This is a genomic window from Nocardioides maradonensis (genome assembly GCF_054777115.1).
The window spans coordinates 43304-60325 of sequence record NZ_BAAHAZ010000006.1; the positions used below are offsets into that span (position 1 = coordinate 43304).

Annotated in this window: 15 protein-coding genes; 5 read left to right on the forward strand and 10 right to left on the reverse strand. The window is 72.4% G+C overall.

The window, feature by feature from the left end:
• Positions 1-21: 21 nt before the first annotated feature.
• Positions 22-726, forward strand: coding sequence for a LuxR C-terminal-related transcriptional regulator (locus tag ACYVAQ_RS08325; RefSeq protein WP_460788180.1), 705 nt, complete (start codon positions 22-24; stop codon positions 724-726).
• A complete protein-coding gene (locus ACYVAQ_RS08330) occupies positions 695-1720 on the forward strand; it encodes a DMT family transporter (RefSeq protein ID WP_460788182.1) in 1026 nt (341 codons plus the stop codon). The genes ACYVAQ_RS08325 and ACYVAQ_RS08330 overlap by 32 nt, the downstream gene beginning before the upstream one ends.
• Positions 1721-1726: 6 nt before the next feature.
• Here ACYVAQ_RS08330 and ACYVAQ_RS08335 read toward each other — a convergent pair whose 3' ends face one another.
• Together ACYVAQ_RS08335 and ACYVAQ_RS08340 are read right to left on the reverse strand one after the other, a co-directional pair.
• Positions 1727-2503 carry an SDR family NAD(P)-dependent oxidoreductase gene (locus ACYVAQ_RS08335; RefSeq protein ID WP_460788185.1) on the reverse strand — a complete coding sequence of 259 codons (777 nt, stop codon included), beginning with the start codon at positions 2501-2503 and terminating at the stop codon, positions 1727-1729.
• A gap of 19 nt (positions 2504-2522) precedes the next feature.
• Positions 2523-3314 (reverse strand): enoyl-CoA hydratase/isomerase family protein, encoded by a 792-nt coding sequence (locus ACYVAQ_RS08340; protein WP_460788187.1) that lies wholly within the window; start codon positions 3312-3314, stop codon positions 2523-2525.
• A gap of 120 nt (positions 3315-3434) precedes the next feature.
• On the opposite strand from ACYVAQ_RS08340, the gene ACYVAQ_RS08345 reads away from it, so the two are divergent.
• Together ACYVAQ_RS08345 and ACYVAQ_RS08350 are read left to right on the forward strand one after the other, a co-directional pair.
• Complete coding sequence (locus tag ACYVAQ_RS08345) at positions 3435-3848, forward strand: acyl-CoA thioesterase (RefSeq protein ID WP_460788189.1); 414 nt, start codon at positions 3435-3437, stop codon at positions 3846-3848.
• A 38-nt stretch (positions 3849-3886) separates the two neighbouring features.
• Positions 3887-5467 (forward strand): AMP-binding protein, encoded by a 1581-nt coding sequence (locus tag ACYVAQ_RS08350; protein ID WP_460788192.1) that lies wholly within the window; start codon positions 3887-3889, stop codon positions 5465-5467.
• A gap of 38 nt (positions 5468-5505) precedes the next feature.
• Here ACYVAQ_RS08350 and ACYVAQ_RS08355 read toward each other — a convergent pair whose 3' ends face one another.
• From ACYVAQ_RS08355 to ACYVAQ_RS08375, 5 genes are all read right to left on the reverse strand, one after another.
• Complete coding sequence (locus ACYVAQ_RS08355; protein WP_460788194.1) at positions 5506-7815, reverse strand: LuxR C-terminal-related transcriptional regulator; 2310 nt, start codon at positions 7813-7815, stop codon at positions 5506-5508.
• A gap of 39 nt (positions 7816-7854) precedes the next feature.
• On the reverse strand, positions 7855-9132 hold the full coding sequence (locus tag ACYVAQ_RS08360) for a flavin monoamine oxidase family protein (RefSeq protein WP_460788196.1): 1278 nt from the start codon (positions 9130-9132) through the stop codon (positions 7855-7857).
• Positions 9129-10463 (reverse strand): flavin monoamine oxidase family protein, encoded by a 1335-nt coding sequence (locus ACYVAQ_RS08365; RefSeq protein WP_460788198.1) that lies wholly within the window; start codon positions 10461-10463, stop codon positions 9129-9131. Before ACYVAQ_RS08365 ends, ACYVAQ_RS08360 begins: the two co-directional genes overlap by 4 nt.
• A gap of 99 nt (positions 10464-10562) precedes the next feature.
• On the reverse strand, positions 10563-11744 hold the full coding sequence (locus ACYVAQ_RS08370; RefSeq protein ID WP_460788200.1) for a saccharopine dehydrogenase family protein: 1182 nt from the start codon (positions 11742-11744) through the stop codon (positions 10563-10565).
• Positions 11745-11818: 74 nt separating this feature from the next.
• Positions 11819-12226: a RidA family protein gene (locus ACYVAQ_RS08375; protein ID WP_460788202.1), complete on the reverse strand. Its 408-nt coding sequence runs from the start codon at positions 12224-12226 to the stop codon at positions 11819-11821.
• A 243-nt stretch (positions 12227-12469) separates the two neighbouring features.
• On the opposite strand from ACYVAQ_RS08375, the gene ACYVAQ_RS08380 reads away from it, so the two are divergent.
• Positions 12470-14113: an MFS transporter gene (locus ACYVAQ_RS08380; protein WP_460788204.1), complete on the forward strand. Its 1644-nt coding sequence runs from the start codon at positions 12470-12472 to the stop codon at positions 14111-14113.
• Positions 14114-14182: 69 nt separating this feature from the next.
• Here ACYVAQ_RS08380 and mftF read toward each other — a convergent pair whose 3' ends face one another.
• The 3 genes from mftF to mftE are packed head-to-tail and all read right to left on the reverse strand — an operon-like array spanning position 14183 to position 17018.
• Positions 14183-15604 (reverse strand): mycofactocin biosynthesis glycosyltransferase MftF, encoded by a 1422-nt coding sequence (gene mftF / locus ACYVAQ_RS08385; protein WP_460788206.1) that lies wholly within the window; start codon positions 15602-15604, stop codon positions 14183-14185.
• The gene (locus tag ACYVAQ_RS08390) at positions 15601-16326 is read right to left on the reverse strand and encodes a mycofactocin-coupled SDR family oxidoreductase (protein WP_460788208.1); all 726 of its coding nucleotides are present in this window, start codon (positions 16324-16326) and stop codon (positions 15601-15603) included. The genes mftF and ACYVAQ_RS08390 overlap by 4 nt, the downstream gene beginning before the upstream one ends.
• The gene (gene mftE, locus ACYVAQ_RS08395) at positions 16323-17018 is read right to left on the reverse strand and encodes a mycofactocin biosynthesis peptidyl-dipeptidase MftE (protein WP_460788210.1); all 696 of its coding nucleotides are present in this window, start codon (positions 17016-17018) and stop codon (positions 16323-16325) included. Before mftE ends, ACYVAQ_RS08390 begins: the two co-directional genes overlap by 4 nt.
• Positions 17019-17022: the final 4 nt, after the last annotated feature.

The following is a 17022-nucleotide window of genomic DNA, read 5'->3' on the forward strand; positions in this document are numbered from 1 at the left end:
CGACACCGAACGGGGTGCTGAATGACACTCGTCGCCACGCGATGCGCCGAACCCGAGCCGACCGTCGCCCGCAGCTGGAACGACGACATCCGGCCCCAACGCGTCCTCGTCGTCGAGGAGCACCCCCTGCTGATCGCCGGCCTGCGCGCCGTGCTCAACGACGCGCCGTGGGTCGAGTCCTGCCTGATGGCGGGCACGGCCGAGGCCGCGCTGCAGATCGCTCGCCGCCACTACCCGCAGCTGGTGCTGGTCAGCGCCTCGCTCGGCGGCCGCAGCGGGCCCGACCTGTGCCGCACGCTGCGCGAGCTGATGCCCCACGTGAAGGTGGTGCTCATGTTCGGTGACGGCAGGATCCCGGCCGCCCTGGCCTCGTCCCTGGGGGCGGTTGGGGCGCTCTCGAAGAACCTGACCCCGGGCGCGATCCAGCTGGCCGTCAAGCACGTGGCCGAGGGCGGCAAGGTCTTCCCGAAGGGCGAGGCGACCCCCGCCGTCAAGCTCTCGCGGCGCGAGCTCGACGTGCTGCGGCTCCTCGCCTCGGGGCTGAGCAACCCGGAGACCGCCGAGAGCCTGCAGCTGTCCCGGCACACGATCAAGCAGCACACGAGCTCGGTCTACCGCAAGCTCGGGGTGCGCAACCGCGCCGAGGCGGCCAGCCGGGCACAGGAGCTCGGGCTGCTGGGGTGGATCCCGACCGGTGCGACCGGCACCCAGCTCCGTGCGGGCTGACAGCCGAACCGCTCCCCCTGTCGTCCGACGACGTCTCGGCGCCCGCGCTGCGCTCGGGCTCGAGGTCGTCGCCGCGGTCTCGTCCAGCGCGAGCGGCCCGTTCGGCAAGTCACTGATCCTCGGCGGCTGGACGGCCGGCGGCGTGCTGCTCCTGCGCACCTCGCTCGCCGCCCTTGTCCTGTTCGGCCCCGCGTGCTGGGCAGCACGTCGCCGACGCGTCTCGCTGCGCGCGAGCCTCGGCGGTGTCGTCGTGCTCGGCGCGATCGGCATCACGGGCACGGCGCTGTGCTACTACAACGCCCTCGCGCGGCTACCGGTCGGCGTTGCGATGATGCTGCTCTACCTCTCGCCCGTCCTCGTCCTGGGCTGGGTCTGGCTGCGCCACGGTGAGCGGCCGAGTCCCGCGACCCTGCTCGGTGCAGCGGTCTCGATCGGCGGCCTGGTGGTCGTCGTCGCCGCGATGGGTGTCCAGCGGCCGAGTCCCGTCGGCATCGCCTGGGCGCTCGGCGGTGCCTGCTGCGTGGCGACGTACTTCCTCGCCTCCGAGCGGATGACGGCATCCATGCCGCCGGTGACCCTCGCCTGTGGCGGCCTCGGGGTGAGTGCCGTCGCCCTCTGCCTGCTCGTGCTGGTGGGGCTGCTCCCGTTCCGCATCAGCAGCGCGCCGGTCGCTCTCGGCGATCGCGCCATGGGCCCGTTCGTGCCGCTCGTCCTGGTCGTGCTGCTCTCGACGGTGTTCGTCTACGTCGCGGGCTTCACCGCCGTCAGCGTGCTCGGCGCTCGGGTGACGTCGTTCGTCGCCCTGGCCGAGCCGATCGCCGCGCTCGGGATGGCATGGTTGTTGCTGGGCGAGGCTCCGCGCCCGCTCCAGCTCGGCGGGGCCGCGCTCGTCATCGTCGGCGTCGTGATCATCCGGACGGCAGGCTCCGACCGGGTACGTCGCAGCCTGCGGGCCGACGAGGCGACGGATCCGTTCCTCGCCGACCCCGGCTGAGCTGCCCTACCGGATGGTCCAGCCGCCGTCCACCACCAGCACTTGGCCGGTGATGTAGGAGGCGGCCGTGGAGGCGAGGAAGACGACCGGGGCCGCCATCTCCTCGGTCGAGGCCCACCGTCCCAGGGGCGTGTTGCGGCGCACCCAGGCCATCGCGTCCTCGCTGTCGAGCACGGCCTGGTTCATCTCGGTCGCGACCCAGCCCGGGGCGAGAGCGTTGACGCGGACGCCGCGGCGAGCCCATTCCAGCGCGAGCGCGCGGGTCACGCCGACGATGGCGTGCTTCGCGGCGACGTACGCCGTCTCGCCGTGCATCGCGACCATGCTGCAGACCGAGCCCACGTTGATCACGCTGGCACCCTCGCCGAGCAGGGGAGAGGCCGCCTGGCACAGGAGCCACGCAGAGCGCAGCCCGAGGTCGAGGATCTGCTGGTAGTCCTCGAGGGGGAAGTCCTCGATCTTGTGGTTGACATCGGTGGCGGCGTTGTTGACCAGGATGTCGAGGCCTCCCAGGTCCTCGACGACGCGGGCGATGACCGCATCGGCGGCGTCCGGGTCGCCGAGGTCGGCCGCGAAGACCGTGATCCGGCCGGGGCCGGTCGCGAGGGCAGCGGTCTCACGCAGTCCCTCCTCACCTCGCGCGACGGCGAGCACATCAGCACCGTTGGCGGCGAGCGCGATGGCCAGTGCACGGCCGATGCCGCGGCTCGCACCGGTGACGAGGGCCCGTTTGCCCGCGAGGACCGCAGTGGTCGGCTCGGCGGCGACGGTGGTGGTGGTCATGGGATCTCCTCGGTGGTGGTCAGGACAGGGCGTACGCCGGCGGGCGGCCCTCGGCGAAGGCGAGCGCGGCCTCCCGGGCATCGGGTCCTTGGGCCGCGACGACGCTGGCCTCCGTCTCGCGCCGCATCACCTCCTCGAGGGAGCCGGATCCGGCCTGGTCGATGAGGTTCTTCGCCAGCCGCACGGCGAGCGGTGACTTGGTGCGCAGCGTCGCGACGACGCGGTCGACCTCGCCGTCGAGGGCGTCGTCGGGAACCACCCGGTTCACCAGCCCCCAGGTGGCCGCCCGGTGTGCGTCGAAGGGCTCGCCGAGCAGGATGATCTCCTTGGCGACGGCCGCTCCGGCGGTGCGGGGGAGGACCGCGGTGAAGCCGTTCGTGACCACGAGTCCGACCGCTGTCTCGGTGAAGCGGAACGTGGTCGACTCGCCGCACACGACGAGGTCGGCGCTGAGCGCGATCTCCGCGCCGCCACCGATCGCGTAGCCGTGCACACGGGCCACGACCGGCACCGGGCAGGAGCGGATCCGTCGGGTGATCTCGTGCAGGCGCTCGGTGGTGGCGGCGAGCTCGTCGGCGGACTTCGAGCCAAGGTCTTCCTGCTCGGCCGACCAGGCGAGGTCGTGGCCGCTGGAGAACGCGCGCCCAGCGCCGCGCAGCACCACGGCGCGCACGGTCCCCGGGAGGTCCGCGAACGCGGCATCGAAGGCGTCCAGCAGGTCCGGGTTGAGCGCGTTGAGGCGGTGGGGGCGGTTCAGGGTGATCGTGCGGACGGCGTCGGTCGTCTCGACGAGGACGGCAGCTTCGGACACGTCGCGATCATGGGCCAGCCCGGCGTTGCCGCCGCGCGATCGCGCCGCCCGCCTCGCCCGGGTGGGGGAGATCCGCGGCGGCAGCGATGTCGGGGCGCCCGGGCGCGCCACTGTGCCTCCATGAGTGCCTGGACGATCGAGCTGCCGCTGCGCGAGGAGTACGTCGACTACCTCGGCCACGTCACGGCGGCAGCCCACCTGACCCTCTTCGAGGAGGCCCACGCCCACTGGCTGGCCGAGATCACCGAGGAGCCGGCGCCCGCCTTCGTGCTGGTCCGGCTCGAGCTGGACTACCAGCGCGAGCTGTTGCTGACCGACGGCCCGGTCACCCTCAGCATCGAGCCCACCGAGCTGACCCGCAGCACCGTGACGGTCCAGGAGGTGATGGCCTCCGCGCGCGGCCCGCACACCCGGGCGCGGGCGATCCTGGTGCGCTGGGACCGCGCCGCCCGTCGCTCGATGCCGTTCCGCGATGAGGAGCGTCGGCGGATCGGCGTACGCCCTTCCCCCAGCCGGGTGGTGAGCGAACGGTGACGCGCTCGCTACGCCGACGACGTGGCGAAGATCGCGTCATGCCCATCTCTGCCAGCCTGGTCGCCCTGCTGCGCGACGCAGCTTCCGACGTACCGGACCACGAGTTCCTGCGGATCGCGGGTGAGTCGTTCACCTACAGCGCGGCCGTCGAGGAGGTGGAGGCGACGGCCCGCGGCCTGCGCGCGCTCGGCGTCGAGCCGGGCGACCGCGTCGGTCTGATGTGCGACAACCGGGCCGAGGTCGTGTGGTCGTGGCTCGGCATCTCCGCTGCGCGTGGCATCGACGTCCCGTTCAACGCCGAGGCGCGTGGCCGGCAGCTCGACTACCTGGTCGACGACGCCCGGCCGAAGGTCCTGATCGCGACCGAGGACTACCTCAAGATCCTGGCCGACACCATCACCGTCGACCCCGAGGTCGTCGTCTGCATCGGCGAGCACTCCTCGACGCCGTTCGGGGACCGCGCCCGGCAGCTGACCTTCGCCGAGCTGACCGACCTCGGCCGCACCACCGGTGGCGACCTGGTCGCCCCCGGCCCGGGCGACACGGCCACGATCATGTACACCTCGGGCACCACGGGACCGTCCAAGGGCGTGATGCTGCCGCAGAAGTACTACCCCTCCCAGGCGGCGCACATCACCGAGAGCTACCCGCTGACCGCCGCCGACGTCATCTACTGCGTGCAGCCGCTGTTCCACATCGACGCCCGCGCCTTCCTGTCCACCGTCGTCGCCCTCCGGGCGACGGCGGTCCTGGGGCAGCGGTTCAGCGCGTCCCGCTTCTGGGACGAGCTGCGCGACCACGGCGCCACGGCCTTCGGCACGATCGGCACGATGCTGTGGCTGCTCCACAAGCAGCCGGCGCGACCCGACGACCGTGACGTCCCCGCGCGACTCGCGATGTGCTCCTCGACCCCGGCTGACATCTGGCGCGACTTCGAGCAGCGCTTCGACGTCACCATCGTCGAGGGCTACGGCATGACCGAGTGCCTGCTGCTGACCTGCTCGACCGCGGACGGCGGGAACACCGGTCCTGGCCGGATCGGCCGCCCCGCGCCGGGGATCGACGTCCAGGTGGTCGACGGCGACGACGCACCCGTGCCTGTCGGGGAGGCCGGCGAGCTGATCTACCGTCCACGCGACGAGTTCGCGATGATGCAGGGCTACTGGAACAAGCCGGAGGCGACGGTCGAGGCCTGGCGCAACCTGTGGTTCCACACCGGCGACCTGGTCCGCGAGCACCCCGACGGCTCCCTGGAGTACATCGGCCGCAAGAAGGACTCGATCCGGCGCCGCGGTGAGAACGTCTCCGCCTGGGAGGTCGAGACCGCGATCCTGGCCCACCCCGCCGTCTTGGAGGCGGCCGCGATCGGCGTCGCCTCCGAGGTCGGCGAGGAGGACGTCGCGGTGCTCCTGGTGACCGTCCCGGGCGCGACCCTCGACCCGGTCGACCTGGTCGAGTTCGTCGGCAAGGACCTGCCCCGCTTCGCCGTCCCCCGCTACGTCGAGATCGTCGACAGCCTGCCGAAGACGCCCTCAGAGCGGATCGAGAAGGGCAAGGTCCGCGAGCGCGGGATCACTGCCGCGGCGTGGGACGCCAACGTCGCGCTCGGCCGCCGCTGATCCACCGAGGCTGACGTCAGGGTGGGCCGGCGGCCGGCTCACCCTGACGTCTTACCGTGCTGGGTGAACCAGATCGCGAGCTGGGCGCGAGACTTGAAACCCTGCTTGTTGAGGATCCGCTCCACGTGGCCCTCGGCGGTGCGCAGGGAGATCACCAGCTTGGCCGCGATCTCCTTGTTCGACATGCCCTCGGCGACGAGCTGGGCGACCTCGCGCTCGCGCGGCGTGAGGCCCGCTGCCGGCTCCGGTGCCGTGCCCTGGTCGGCGCTCGGCTCGCGCAGCGCGAGGGCCAGCAGCTCCTCGACGCTCATGCGGCTGCCACGCTCGAACGCCGCGAGGAAGCGACGCTCACCGAGCTCCTTGCGCACCAGCGACTCGTAGCGCTGGCGGAAGCTGCGCAGCTGGCGAGCGCCCAGGGTGCGCCAGATGGTGTCGGTGCCGCCGAACAGCAGCGCCGCCCGGTCGGCCTCGTGACGGACGGCGGCGACCCAGGCGACCACCTCGAGCGTCAGCCCCTGGCCCAGGGTGTCGTGGAAGACCTGCTTGATCCGCAGTGCCTCGAAGAGCTGGGCCTCGGCCTTCTCGAGGTCGCCCGCGACGAGGGCGAGCAGGCCACGCAGCCACAGCGCGTAGGAGAGGTTCCAGCGCTCGCCGATCGCCGCGCACCGGTCGTGCAGCCCATCGGCGACCTCCTGGGCGCGCTCGTACTCGCGGAGCAGGATCAGCGTGGCACCCAGCTCGACCTGGAGGCTCTCGGCGTACTGCGCGGCGACCCCGGACTCGGCGTACTGGGCGAGGGCCTCCTCGAAGAGCGGGACGGCCGAGCTGAGGTCGGCCGAGCTGCCGAGCGAGCTCTCGAAGGCGAGCACGTGGGTGGTGAATGCGAGCGCCCGCAGGTCGTCGAGCTCGACCGCGATCGCATGGGCCTTGGCGGCGTAGTCGTGCATCGTGTCGAGGTCGCCCTGGAAGCCGGCGATGTACGCCGAGGTGGCCAGCGCCCACGCTCCTTCGAAGGTGTGCTCCGGTGCCAGCGCCAAGCCGCGGTCCAGCCAGAGCCGGGCCTCGGTCAGGTGGTCCATCGCCCCCCAGAACCAGGGCACTGCAGCCATCCGCAGGCCCGTGCTGACCTCGTCGGTCCTGGACATGCAGTAGTCGAGCGCACGACGAAGGTTGGCGTGCTCGAGCCGGAGGTGGGTCGCCCAGTCCTCCTGGCGGGGGCCGGCCCACTCCTTGCCCGCGGCCGTGATGAGCCCGGCGTACCAGTCGCGGTGCCGCCGCTCGGTGTTCGCCAGCTCCCGCTCGTCCTCGGCGAGCCGGGCGGCGCCGTACTCGCGCAGCGTCTCGAGCATCCGGAAGCGAGTGTGGCCCAGGTGCTCCTCGCGGATCAGGATCGACTTGTCCACGAGTCGTGCGACGGTGTCGATGATGGACGGTCCGGGGAGGCGGTCGTCGGTCGAGACCGCCTTGAGCGCATCGATCCCGAATCCGCCGACGAAGACTGCCGACCGTGCCCACAGCAGCTGCTCGATCGGCGTGCACAGGTCGTAGCTCCAGTCGATCAGGGCCTGGAGCGTCTGGTGCCGCTCGGGCAGGTTCCGGCTGCCCTCGCGCAGCAGGTCGAACCGGTCGTCGAGCCGCGCGGCCAGCTCGTCGACGGTGAGCACCCGCAGGCGGACCGAGGCCAGCTCGATCGCCAGGGGGATGCCCTCGAGGCGGTGGCACAGGCGGACGACCGCCTGCTCGTTCTCGGGCGTGACGGTGAAGCCGGGCACCACAGCCGCCGAGCGGTCGGCGAACAGCGCGACCGCCGGGTAACGGCCGGCCGTGCCCGGCTCACGGGCCTCCTCCGGGTCCGGCGTGAGCAGGGGAGCCACGGGGTAGAGGTGCTCCCCGACCAGGCGCAGGGCCTGTCGGCTGGTCGTCAGCACCTTCACCTCCGGCGCCGCGCGCAGGAGTCGGTCGACCAGGTCCGCGGTGGCATCAACGAGGTGCTCGCAGTTGTCGAGCACGAGCAACACCCGCCGGTCGGCCAGGAAGGCCTCCAGGGCGGTCACCGGGTCGACGGCGCGCTGGCTCCGCAACCCGAGCGCGTCGCTGACCGCCTGCGCGAGCAGGTCCGGGTCGTGGAGAGCGGCGAGCTCGACGAGACAGGCGCCGTCCGGGAACGCGCGCCGCATCTCCTGCGCCGCCTGGATCGCGAGCCGGGTCTTGCCGACACCGCCCATGCCGGTGAGCGTCACGAGCCGCGCCGAGGAGAAGAGCTGCCGCACGGCGGCGAGGTCGTGGCGCCTCCCGACGAAGCTGGTGACGTCCGCGGGCAGGGCGCGGGTCTGCTTCGGTGAGGGCAAGGTCTTCCTTCGTCTGCCGCGGTCGTGGGCTCCTCGATCCTAGTGCTCGTGCCGGCCTCGCAGGTGGCGGCGCTGCAGCACCTCGTCGGCCGCTCGCTCCCCGGAACGCAGAGCGCCGTCCATGCTGGTGGCCCACATCTCGGCCGTGTGCTCGCCGGCGAAGTGCACCGCGCCCACGCTCTGCGCGAGCACGCTGGGCAGCCGGGGGTAGTCGCCCATCAGGGTCGAGACCACGCCGCCGGCGTACTGTTCCCGGGTCCAGTCCTGGACCACACCGCCCAGACGGCGCACCGACAGGCCGGTGATCGCGGCCATCAGCTCGTCGAGGGCGTTGAGGCAGCGCTCCTCGTCGCGCAGCATGCCGTCGGCGCGGTCGGCGAGCAGGCCGAGCACCACGACCGAGTCCTCGGGGCCGACGGGGCGGCTCCAGACCAGCGAGATGGGACCGTCGCTCATGGCGCACAGGCCCAGTCGCTCGACGATGGCGGCGCCGTCGGCGTACTGACCGACGACCTTGCCACCCTGTGTCATCGGCGTGGCGAGGAGGGCGTCGACCTTCCAGGCGGGCAGCACCGGCTCGAAGCCGATGGCAAGTGTCGGCGTGACTGGAGTCGCCACCACGACGTCGTCGGCGGTGAACCGATCGGTGTCGGTCTCCACGACGAGGTGGCCGTTGCGGCGGAGCACCGCGCGCACCGGCTGCTCGAGACGTACGTCGAGGTCCTCGGCCATCGCGCGCGCGAGGGCATCGGTGCCGTCGGCGATCAACCAGCACACCCGACCGACGTGCGGGGGCTCCAGCATCGACATCGGCACCTGCGCGTCGGTGTGCACCGGGTTGTAGCCGCTCTGCCGGCAGAACATCCTGCGGGCGTCGGGGGAGAGGCCGGCGCGGGCGGCCCACGCGGGGATGGGCTCGGTGGGCTCGGGCGGGGTGGCGTCCAAGGCGGCGCGGACCTCGTCGGCGAGCTGGTCGCGCTCGTCGTCGTGGAGTCGCTTGCCGTCCATCACGAGCGTGGTGCGCAGCGGCGAGGCGGCGGTGAGCCTCCCGTCGGGGTCCGTGGGGAACAGCGCGACCTGCGGGCACAGCTCGACGCCGAGGTCCTCGCAGTACGCCAGGATCCGGTCCTGGCCGATGTCGATGAAGGAGGCGCCGAGATCGGCGGGCTGACCGTGCTGGAGACGATCGCGCAGACTCCGGGTGCGGCCCCCGACGTGGGGTTGGGCCTCCAGGACGATGACGTCCTCGCCGGCCCGGGCGAGTCTGCGGGCCGCGGCGAGGCCGGCCGGGCCGGCTCCGATGACGATGGTGCTCATGCGCGTACCAACCTCGTGTCGATCTCATCCAGGGGAATCCGGTGCGGCATCCGCACGATCTCGTCGGCGACGCGCAGCCCGGAGCGGACGGCGCCCTCCATCGAGCCGGCCATCTCCACGTCGGTCTGGTCGCCGGCGAAGTGGACCCGGCGCTCCGGCGTCGCGATCTGCGCGACGACCTGGTGGCGGGTCGAGTGGGTCGTCGTGGCGCCCATGCCGAGTGCGAGCGGGTCCGCCGACCAGTTCTTGCGTTGTCCGGTGAGCCTGGTGACGGGCCCACCGACCGCGATGCTCACCACCTCGTCGAGAGCCGCGAGGGCCGCGTCCTCGTCCTCGAGCACGTGCCGGTCGGCACCACAGATGAAGCCGCTGACCACGGCGGGCCCGGAGGTGACGTAGTGGTTGCTCACCCACGCGGTGTTGAGCGGGCCGTCGGTGAACACGGCGTGGCTGAGTGCGGCGCGCACGGCGTCGCCCTCGGCGTACTGGGCGATCACCTTGCCGCCGTACGCCCGCTGCATCGAGGTGAGGCTGCCGATCACGTTGGCCGGGAGCGGCGGATCGAAGCCGATGGTCGGGATCACGAACGCCGGGGCGGTGACGACCACGTGGTGGCCGACGAGTCGTTGGCCGCTCTCCAGCTCGACCTGCACCCGGCCGCCCGCCTGACGGATGCACCGCACCTGGCTCTCGAGGCGGACGTCGAGCCCGCGCGCGAGCTCGTCTGCCAGCCGTCCGCTGCCGCCGACGACACGGCGCACGGTCCGCATGTGCGCGCCGGTCAGGTAGTGGGTGTCGATGAAGTTCGGGTCGTGCTGCACCGGCATCCTCCCGATGCCGACGATCGCGCGGCGCGTCACGGCGGACAGGCCCGCGCGGCGTACCCACTGCGCGATCACCTCGTGTGGCGCCGGCGGTACGTCGCGGAGCGCGACCCGGATCTCGTCGTCGACCGCCGCGAAGCGGGCGCCGGTGAGCAGCGCGCCCTCGACGATGATCCGTCCTTCGCTGAGGTAGCCCTCGACGGCGCTCTCGCCCGGACGCAGGTCGGGGCGCTCCAGCCACACCTCGTCGGAGAGCTCGACCCCGACCTCGGCGCAGAGAGCGATCATGGCCTTGTGGTCGGTGGTGACGAGCTCCCCGCCGAGGTCGCCGTGCTGCCCGTCGGCGAAACCGTCGCGGACGGTGTAGGTGCGCCCGCCGATCCGGTCGGCGGCCTCGAGGACGGTCACGTCGGCGCCGGCCGCGGTGAGGACGCGTGCCGCGGTGAGACCTGCCAGGCCCGCGCCGACGACGAGGACCTTCCGAGATTCGGGGGTGTTCAGGTGCATGGTGCCAGCGTCTCCCCGGGGGAGCACGGCCGTCGGCCCGGCGAGGTCCGGCCGCCCCCGGTTGGGGGATGGGGGGCCGTCCTGCCACCGGACCGAGGCTCACAGGTCCTCGGCGACCACCTCGAAGACCGGGCCGTCGGGCCGGTCCTCGACGAGCAGCGACAGCTCGTGGAAGTAGGTCTCGGGGTCGACGGCACCTTCCGGGCCGTGGACCCCGGGCGCGTCCACGAGGCCGCGCACCAGCATCAGCGTGGCGATCGCCAGCGGATAGCCGGTCATCTCGCCCATGTTCGCGTTCGGCAGCACGATCGGCTGGGCCCCGACCCGGATCCGCCGGCCGTCCTTGGTGCCCTCAGCGACGGCGAACAGGTTCGGCAGGGTGGGGGAGGGGCCGGCGGCCGCGCCGCCGGTGTCCGGCTCGAGCAGGATCTGCTTCGAGGCGGCGGTGACGTCCAGCTCACCGCTCCGGACGCGAGCAGCCACGCGCTGCATGCCTTCCATGAGGCCACGCCGCGAGACCATGAGGTTGAGCGACTCCTGCACCTCCGGCCGCACCCGCGGAAGGGTGAGCGGCTCGGGGTGTCCGCAGACCCAGACCGACCCCTCGCCGCGGCCGGGGTAGGTCACGGTGACCTCCTCGAGCGCGTGTGCGTCGATGAGCGTGCCGCCGCGCCAGATCTTGATCGGCTCGGTGCAGTTGTGCACCCAGTGCTCGAGGGCGGCGTTCGTCTGCGGCTCCTCGCCCTCGGCGGGATAGGGAAGAGCGCCGGCTCGCCATGCGGTGACGACGCGCTCGACGGTGTCGCACTGGTTCATGGCCAGGAGGGCGAGCAGGTTGCTCGTGCCCGGGCTGGCGCCCATGCCGATGATCGCGGTGACGCCGGCCGCGCGGGCCTCCGCGTCCAGCTCGAGCATCTCCAGCGTCGGCTCCCAGTCGTCGCAGATGTCGAGGTAGTCGGTGCCGGCGGCGATGGCCGCGCTCAGCACCTCGCGCCCGAAGCGGTAGAAGGGACCGGCGGTGTTGAGCACGACGTCGACCTGCTCGAGAGCCGCCCGAAGAGCATCGGCGTCGGAGATGTCGAGCGCGAACGCGCTCGCGGTCGGGCCGAGCTCGGCCGCCAGCGCCTCGGCACGGGCCAGGTCCCGGTCGGCCACGAGCACCTGGTCGATCTCGTCGGCCTTGGCCAGGACCCGGCACGCATAGGCGCCCATCTCGCCGGCGCCGCCGGTCACCAGGACCCGTCGACGGGACTTCGGGGAGGAAGATGAAGTAGTCGTCATGGGTGGATCCTCGCCCGGTCTCCCGCCCCCGGGCGGAGGATGGATCGGTCGCTAGCCCGCTCGGGGGAGGGGACTCAGTCGAGGACGGCGGTGAGGTCGACCTCGACCTTGTGCGTCGGGTCGGACAGGCCGCTGACGCCGATGAGGGTCATTCCTGCGGGCTCGGCGCCGAGCTGGGCCAGCGCCTTGCCGAAGCCGGCGTAGACCTGCTCGAGGTTCTCCGGCGTCGGGTCGACCACGTAGATCATCAGGCGTACGACGTCCTCGGGCGTGCCGCCGGCCGCGGCGATGCCCGCGTAGCCGTTGAGCATGGCCTGCAGCATCTGGCCCTTGTAGTCGTCGGGGCCGGCGACCATCTGCTCGGAGGTGTCCTGGCCGACCTGGCCGGAGGTGAACACGAACCGGGTGCCGGTCGCCACGGTGACCTGCGGCCAGCCGTGCGTGGGGGGCATGGTCTCGGGCAAGAGCTTCTGCGTCGTCATGGGAGCAGGCTGCCGTCGTACGTCCGCACGGGACCGCGCGAGGGCTCCGCTCCACCCGCCTGGGGGATGCGGCGAGGTGATCAGGTGCCGTGTCGGGTCCGCCGGAGGAGAATCCCCCAAGTGGGTGAGGCCTGGGTCACAGGGCGTCCTCGCGCCAAATCGTCCCTACCTTCGAGCAGGTACGGCTGACCCAGCCCCGTTGCCGGTGCACCCGCATCGCGACGTGACCCCTTGGAGAGGAACATGGACCAATTCGAGACCACCGTCAGACTGGCGGAGGTGGCGCCCACCCGCTCGACCGCCCGTAGTGCGGGAGCCCTGATCGCGGTGGCGGCGCTGCTGGCCACGGTGACCAACGCGGTCGCCTTCATGCTCCCGCCGCTGCTGCCCCTGATCACCACGAGCTACGCCCACAACTCCGTCAGTGCGGCCACGTGGGTCTTCACGGCGCTGACGCTCGGTGGCGGTGGGGGCTTCGTGCTCATCCCGCGGCTGACCGACATCCTCAGCGACCGTTCGACCACGCTGATGTCGGGTGGCTTCCTGACCGGCGGAGCACTGGTGGCGGCCGTCGGCGACAACTACGCCTGCCTCGTCATCGGCTCGGTGCTCCTCGGCTTCGGTGGCGCGGCCCAGCTGGTGCCGCTGAGCTTCCTGCGCCGACACCTGCCCGGCAACGGCGTCTCGACCGCGGTGATGGTGCTGATCATGGCGACCGGCAGCGGCGTCGTGCTGGGCATGGTCGGTGGTGGCATCTCGGTGCGGCTCTGGCCTCTGCCCGATCACCTCAACCCCGACGGCTCGCTGCCGACCCTGTCGATCGCACCGTTCTACTACCTGCTCGCCGCGCTGTTCGTGCTGACGACGATCGCGCTTCTCGTGGTCGTGCCGAACTCCCCGCCGGAGTCCGCCGGCCGCATCGGCCTGCTGGGCACGGTGTGGCTGATCGGCTGGGTGACGCTCATCCTGCTGGCCTTCAGCGCGCCGACCGACTCCACGATCGGCAAGAACGCGACGCTGATCCTGCTCATCGGCATCGTGGCCGCCGTCGGCTGGGTGTTCGCCGAGCGCCGCTCGTCGCGGCCGGTCTTCGACCTGGCCGTGCTCCGCAAGCCGTGGGTCACCACGGCGTGCCTCTCGGCCGGCCTCTTCGGCTGCGTCGACGCGGCGTTCCTGGTGCTGTCCAACTACTACGTGCAGAACCCGAACGGTCTGCCCGTCTCGACCGACGGCGGCCAGACCGGCTGGCCCGCGCACGTCGCTCAGTACGGCCTGACCTACGACCCGCTGAAGACCAGCCTCATCATGCTCCCGTTCGCGCTGACGATGTTCATCAGCGGCAAGTTCTCGGAGAAGATCATCAGCCGTGGCCGTCCGGGGCTCGTCCTCGTCGGCGGCGCCGTGGTCTGCCTGGTCGGCCTGCTGTTCCTGGCCCTCGCCCACGACCAGGCCTGGGAGTACGTCGTCGGCTCCGGCATCGTCGGTCTCGGCAGCCGGGCCGGTTACAGCGGGGCGTTCGCGGTGCCGCAGTTCGTGGTCCCCGAGTCGGAGGCCGGCATGGCCGCCGGTATGCCCGGCACGATCATGGCCATCGGCTTCGCCGTCGGTGCCGCTGTCATCACGGTGATGCAGACCGGCTCGGGCTTCGTCTACCACTCGGTCGACGTGGCGCAGATGGTCGCCGGCAAGCTCGACCCGACCAAGGTCGACCTGAAGATGTCGGACTACCTCCTCGAGGGCACCCACATCCCCGCCGCCAGCGTCTACACGAACGGCTACTTCGTGGCGATGCTCTTCCCGGCACTCGTCATCGTGGCCGCGCTCGTCTCCCGGCTGCGCAACCGCAACAACGCCTTCCAGGAGCTCCTGGCCGAGCAGGAGGGCTGATCGGGCTCGTCCCCAGCGCACAGCGGGTCCGCCCCGAACGGGGCGGACCCGCTGTCGTCGTCTCCGGCGCTACCGCGTGGGTGCGACCCTGCGCACGCGCAGGCAGCGCAGGTCGCGGCGGCGGATCGCTCCCCACCACAGCCCGGTGCCGTAGGCGACGTCGTCGAGACGTCGGGCGGCGATGGCGGGAACGCTCGTGTGGCCCCGGTCGTGACGGAAGGCCACGGTATCGACGAGAAGGGCCGTGACCAGGGCGCGACGCACGCCGCGGCTGAACGGGGCGGCGAGGAGGGCCGCCGGCCACCAGTGCCGCAGGAGGAGCCCGGACTCCTGGCGAACGGCCCAGGCGAGGCCCCGGACGGAGAGGCGAGCCGCATGCCCCGTGGCGCCGCGACCGATGGGGAGGCTGCGGCGGAGGGCCCGGGTGGTGAGGCCGGCCGTCGCGGCAGCGATGGGCAAGGACCACCAGCGACGCTGGAGGATCGCGGCGGCACCCAGAGCCGTCGCGGCCGACAGCGCGGCCGGGGCGACCTTGTCGCCGTGGCGAGCGGCCAGGTCGGCGCCACCCGTCCCGTAGAGGAACTTGCGGCCCAGCCATGCCCGGATCGTGGTGCGCCCCTCATGCGCCGCGCGCTCGTCCGGGTCGTAGCGGACGCCGAGCCCGGCAGCCTCGAGCCGCCAGACGAGGTCGACGTCCTCGGCGACCCGGAGCCCGGCCGCGAAGCCGCCTACCGCGCGGAGGTGGGCCACCCGCCCGACGAGGCAGGCTGACGGGAGCCAGCCGATCGCGGCGCCGGGGTGGACCTGACCGGGGCGGTGGCCGAGGTCGAGGGAGGACGCCACGGCGTCGTACCTCTCGAACCAGCGAGGCCGCTCGGTGCCGGGCACGCCCGCGACACGGGGGCCGACCAGCGCCAGCTGGGGATCGGCACAGTGGCGGGCGAGGCGGAGGAGGGCGTCAGTGGGGACGACGACGTCGGAGTCGACGAAGGCGACCAAGGGAGAGCGGACCTGCGCCAACCCCACGTTGCGAGCGCCGCCGGGCCCGAGGTTGGTGGTGAGGGGTACGACGGTGGCGCCGTGGCGTGCTGCCACGGCGTCCACGGCCTCGGCGTCGCGGGATGCGTCGTCCACCACGACGACCGCCAGGCCGGCAAGAGCAGCGAGGCAACGGTCGAGCTGCTCGGTCCGGTCGCGGACCGGCACGACGACCGTCAGGTCGCCCGCAGGGATCGGGCCAGTACCGAGAACCGGTTGCGCGAGGTTGCCGTCGACGAGCCGGCGCGCGAGGACCGCGGTGGCGTCGTCGGTGACCGCCAGCACTCCGCCTCGCAGAAGGTCGGCAGCCCGCGGCGAGAGCCGGACGGCGCGCGCCGGGGAACCGCCGATGAGGACGGCGCCGGCATCGGCGCGGACGAGGTCGGAACGGAGCCGCACCACGAAACCGTCGGGAAGCCTCCCGACGGTCTCGGTCGTGGCGAGCGCGGTCATGGGGTGAAGCCCCCGTCGGCGTGGAGGACCGTTCCGTTGAGTGCCGCTGCGTCAGCGCTGGTGCAGAACGCGATGGTGGCCGCGACCTCGTCGGGGTCGAGGATGCGGCGGAGCAGCTGATGGGCTGCGAACGGCTCGACGTCGTCGAGGCCGTACAGGCGCGCGGTTGCGTCGAGCATGGGAGTGCGGGTCGAGCCGGGCGAGACCGCGCACGCGGTGACGCCGGTGCCGACCAGGTCGGCGGCCAGGCCCTTCACCATGCCGACGACGGCGTGCTTGGCGGCGTTGTAGGCGGCGAGGTGGTGCAGGCCGTGGGTTCCTGCGGCGGAGGCGACGGCGACGAAGCGGCAGCCAGCAGGGTCGGGGTTGGCGAGCAGCGAAGGGACGGTGACGGCGGCCGTGTTCCACACGCCCTTGGCGTCGACGTCCCAGAGCAGGTCGAGGTCGGCCTCGGGGGTCTCCCACAGGGGTACGCCGCCGGCGATGACCGCGGCCGCGGCGACGACCGCGTCGAGGCGGCCCCACCGATCGAGCGCGTCGTCGACGGCAGCGGCGAGCGCTGTCCGGTCGCGGACATCGGCGACCCGCGCGAGGACGCCGTCGGCCGGAGCAACGTCGCGCCGGTCGATGGCGAGCACCCGGTGCCCGGAGCCGAGGAGGCGGCGTACCGTCGCGGCGCCGATGCCGCCTGCCGCCCCCGTGACGAGGACGACGCGGCTCATCGTGATCGGGCCATCCCGCTCGGGACGCCGACGGCGGCGACCACGTCGCTGACCATGGCGGCGAGGAGTGCCGCTCCTTCTTCGGCGGTGGCGCCGGCGGGGTCTCCGAGGACGCCGTTGACCGAGACGGCCTGCACGCCGCCCTGCATCATCCAGGGCAGGAGCTGTTCGAGGCTGGCGGTGTTGCCTGCCTCGGCGCGGTCGAGGCGGACGTCGTACGGGCGCAGGTGGAGCATGAGCGAGGTCTCGGTGCGGCCGGCGTGCAGGTCGACGTCCTCGGTGGCGCACGGCACCCAGGCGACGTCGTGGCCCTCGTCGAGGAGCCGACGGACGGCGCCGCGGAGGGCGGTGGTGTTGCCGCCGTGGGCGTTGACGAACACGACGCGGGCCGCCCACGTGCGCATCGATCGGGTGAGCTCGACGAGGACCTGGTGCAGCACGCTGGTGCCGATCGAGCTGGTCCCGGCGAACGACTGGTGCTCGCCGCTGGACCCGTAGCTGAGGGGAGGTGCGACGAACAGCCAGGGTTCGTTCAAGGCCTCGGCCGCGCCGTGGGCGACCGCGGCGGCGATGGTGGTGTCGGTGTCGAGGGGGAGATGCGGCCCGTGCTGCTCGATGGACCCGACCGGCACCAGGACGGTGGCTCGGGGCGGGATCTCGGGGGAGACCGCGGAGGCGAGCGCCGGATCCACGGCG

Coding starts and splice junctions, on each gene's coding strand:
- ACYVAQ_RS08325 (WP_460788180.1), top strand. CDS start 22: ATGACACTCGTCGCCACGCGATGCGCCGAACCCGAGCCGACCGTCGCC.
- ACYVAQ_RS08335 (WP_460788185.1), bottom strand. CDS start 2,503: ATGACCACCACCACCGTCGCCGCCGAGCCGACCACTGCGGTCCTCGCG.
- ACYVAQ_RS08345 (WP_460788189.1), top strand. CDS start 3,435: ATGAGTGCCTGGACGATCGAGCTGCCGCTGCGCGAGGAGTACGTCGAC.
- ACYVAQ_RS08350 (WP_460788192.1), top strand. CDS start 3,887: ATGCCCATCTCTGCCAGCCTGGTCGCCCTGCTGCGCGACGCAGCTTCC.
- ACYVAQ_RS08360 (WP_460788196.1), bottom strand. CDS start 9,132: ATGAGCACCATCGTCATCGGAGCCGGCCCGGCCGGCCTCGCCGCGGCC.
- ACYVAQ_RS08365 (WP_460788198.1), bottom strand. CDS start 10,463: ATGCACCTGAACACCCCCGAATCTCGGAAGGTCCTCGTCGTCGGCGCG.
- ACYVAQ_RS08370 (WP_460788200.1), bottom strand. CDS start 11,744: ATGACGACTACTTCATCTTCCTCCCCGAAGTCCCGTCGACGGGTCCTG.
- ACYVAQ_RS08375 (WP_460788202.1), bottom strand. CDS start 12,226: ATGACGACGCAGAAGCTCTTGCCCGAGACCATGCCCCCCACGCACGGC.
- ACYVAQ_RS08380 (WP_460788204.1), top strand. CDS start 12,470: ATGGACCAATTCGAGACCACCGTCAGACTGGCGGAGGTGGCGCCCACC.
- mftF (WP_460788206.1), bottom strand. CDS start 15,604: ATGACCGCGCTCGCCACGACCGAGACCGTCGGGAGGCTTCCCGACGGT.
- ACYVAQ_RS08390 (WP_460788208.1), bottom strand. CDS start 16,326: ATGAGCCGCGTCGTCCTCGTCACGGGGGCGGCAGGCGGCATCGGCGCC.